The 2,446-nt window shown below is 35.5% G+C and carries 1 protein-coding gene and 1 pseudogene; one reads left to right on the top strand and one right to left on the bottom strand.

Going from position 1 to position 2,446, the window contains the following annotated elements:
* Window positions 1-177 precede the first annotated feature (177 nt).
* A pseudogene (locus ABFR62_14085) lies at window positions 178-417 on the bottom strand (ketol-acid reductoisomerase).
* An 88-nt stretch (window positions 418-505) separates the two neighbouring features.
* On the opposite strand from ABFR62_14085, the gene ABFR62_14090 reads away from it, so the two are divergent.
* The gene (locus ABFR62_14090; protein ID MEN8139547.1) at window positions 506-2,011 is read left to right on the top strand and encodes a S8 family serine peptidase; all 1,506 of its coding nucleotides are present in this window, start codon (window positions 506-508) and stop codon (window positions 2,009-2,011) included.
* The last annotated feature ends 435 nt before the right edge of the window (window positions 2,012-2,446 follow it).

Consider the following 2,446-nt stretch of genomic DNA (forward strand, 5'->3'; position numbering starts at 1 on the left):
GGCTGACCTTAGGAAGCCTCCAAAATGCCATTGTGAAATGCCTGAGGGCTGAGGACTATAACGGATAGCGGGAATTGGCGCATAAAAAAACGCGTAAGCCTTCCGGATTACACGTTTCGTTTAGATAGCGTCGGTGTCGCTCAAAGCGACGCCGACGCTTATAAGTTTACAATAAGATTAACCTACTGCAATCTGCTTCATATTTGTCATTGCTCCACGAAGAACTTCACCGAATTTTTTACCGATTACTATAACATCTACTCCTTACACGAAGTTGGCCAATAATGACTGCTCAGCATGATAGAACAGGTAAGTTCCGTACTCTGCAGTATCAGGAATAATACGGTTCATTTCGTAAAGTTTTTTACGGGAAATTGTGTTAGCTTTTAGCGGGAATATATTTATAACATCCTGATATATTTTACTATAAGTTAACATACGGAATGATTTATATGTAAATATAAATCCTAGATTTGGAAGATACCAACATTTAAAAAATCTATTTATGAGACTTATCAGACCCCTCGCATTATTGATATTTGTATCAATAATTTCTTGTGAAAAACATCAAGAAGCCAGTTCCCCAAACCAAAATAAGGAAATCTTATTAACCCCAACTGAAATAAATGAAGTCATCAACTCTTCTATTGAGCAGACTGGAGATTTTTCATGGAAAAATGCCAGTGACCAACTTCTGTGGAGTGCAGTTATGCATGGCGACAGTTTATTAACAGTTGGTTATGGAAATACTCCCAATGATATTATAAGAACAAATTTTGATTCTGAATTAAATCTAAAAAAAGGAATTATCAACAATGTTCTCGATGTAGAAAACAAAATTTTAAAGAAAAAGAAATCTACACAAGATATAAGTATTTATGAAGATGAAATTCTCACTATAGTTGATCTTAAAATTGTCAATCCGGAAAGCATATCCATGCTAAGAAAACAAAAAGGTATAAGATATTTAGAACCTTCCGGCTATGCATACAATGAATTTGAAAAAGGAAATAAAAAGAGTGATTCGGGGTGTAGTTATGATACATCTGTACTAAATACAGATGATTATAATACAATCGCCCCAAACTCAAAAGCTTCTTGGGTTCATTACGAACATAATATTCCTCAAGCATGGAATTATAGTACCGGATCAAATATCACAATCGGTCTTATTGATACAGGAGTTTCTCCCAACCAACCTCTATTAGGTTCTAATTTTAATGATGGATACTCTAGTGGAAGAAGTATAGAAAAATACGGAACGTTTGTTGACTCTTTTTGGTGGTGGGTAACAGATACTGACGGACCTAATGATCAATGTGGACACGGTACTAGTATGGCAGCTACAATTGCTTCTCCCAGAAATGATAATGGGATGCCGGTTGGAGTAGCATACAATTCTAATTTAGTTGCTTACAGAGCTACATCGGATGTTTTATTAGATGATTATCACGAAAAGAAAGGTGTTGCAGAAGCTCTTACGCAAATGGCCAATAGAAGTGATGTGAAGATAATATCTATGTCAATAGGAAATGCTTTTACTATTGACAGAATAAAAGATGCTGTAATATATGCATACAATAAAAATAAATTGATTTTTGCCGCCGGCGGAACATCTACAAACTATACTAATTGGTACGGGGTTATTTTTCCAGCATCTATGAGCGAAACTGTTGCTGTAACCGGTATTACGGATAGTGGAGACTACAGTGAGTGCGATGTTTGCCATAAAGGAGATCAAATAGATTTTACAATAGTTATGCAACGTCATAATAACAGCAGTAGAACCTCTCCAATTATTGGTTTTTACGATAATACAACTGATTATGTTGGAGGCTCGTCTGTAGCCACAGCTACAACAGCAGGTATAGCAGCTTTAGTTTGGGCAAAAAACCCATCGTGGAATAGAACTCAGATTTTAGATAAACTAAAACAATCAGCTGAATTTTATCCAAACAAACATTCTGATTTTGGTTATGGAAATATAGATGCATTAATTGCTGTTCAATAAAAACATATAATACCATTTACGTTTAAAATTTACTGTGAAATAAAGTAGAAGATTTTCACCTTATTTGAGAAAGAAAATTTTAGCATCTTGGCTCAGCCTAGACGGTTAAATTTTATTTTGAAGAGTAAGGTGAAAACATTCGTTTTATTAAGGTATATTTAATGCATAGATGGTATATCCTAAATGTTTTCGCCAAAGTTCTACCGTGAGCTTAAGGTCAAAATAATTTCTTGCTTCTAATTTTATACAATTGCGGGAAGTGAAATTATTGGACTAGTATCTACAGAAGTTTATATAAAGTGCTGCCCCCGATAGTAGTGGCAGCCCGGAAGAACAAAGGCTATTGAACAAGGTATTTTGGCGGCTGACCTTAGGAAGCCTCCAAAATGCCATTGTGAAATGCCTGAGGGCTGAGGACTATAACGGATAGCGGGA

The sequence above is a fragment of the Bacteroidota bacterium genome, from assembly GCA_039714315.1.
In the GTDB taxonomy this organism is placed as follows: Bacteria; Bacteroidota; Bacteroidia; order Flavobacteriales; family JADGDT01; genus JADGDT01.